Source organism: Virgisporangium aurantiacum (assembly GCF_016863635.1).
GTDB lineage: Bacteria > Actinomycetota > Actinomycetes > Mycobacteriales > Micromonosporaceae > Virgisporangium > Virgisporangium aurantiacum.
In genome coordinates this window covers 1-553 of record NZ_BOPG01000209.1, presented here as the reverse complement: position 1 = coordinate 553, position 553 = coordinate 1, and the positions used below count along the sequence as shown (strand labels likewise).

General features: G+C 68.5%; 1 protein-coding gene. It reads left to right on the top strand.

The annotated features are described in order from the left end of the window. Positions 1-420 (top strand): VanZ family protein (locus Vau01_RS63080; RefSeq protein WP_204015520.1); only part of this gene is annotated, 420 nt, incomplete at its 5' end. Positions 421-553: the final 133 nt, after the last annotated feature.

Genomic DNA, 553 nt, shown 5'->3' with positions numbered 1-553 from the left:
GCGATTCGACGGGCCCTGGCCACGACTGCCATGGTGGTCTGGACGCTGCCGTGGCTGATCCTGATCCTCACCCCACTCGACGCCCCCCGAGAGGTTCGGCTGGTGCCGCTGCGCGACCTTGTGGAGATCCTCGCCGACCGCCCGCTGACCGCGTTCTTCCAGATCGTGGGCAATCTGCTGGTGTTCGCGGCGATCGGGTTCGGTCTGGGCGTGGGATGGCAGGTCCGGTTCGCATACGTGGTCGCCACCGCTGCGGGCATGTCGATCGCGGTGGAAGCACTGCAGTACGCCCTGGCCCTCGGACGCGTCTCGTCGATCGACGACGTGCTGTTGAACGCGACCGGTGCGGGCCTGGCCGCCCTCGCGGCGCGGCGGCTGCCGGTTCCCGGTCGTCTGCTGTCCCTCCTGTCGCCGCGATGAGCTCCCGGTCACTGTGCCGGACATCCGCCACGTGCAGCTATCCGCTTCACGCTGGCCGCGTCGCAGCCGAGCTGGAGTACCTGCAGCGATGAGCGGTCCGCTGGGATCACCACACGACAGTGATGATCTTGGC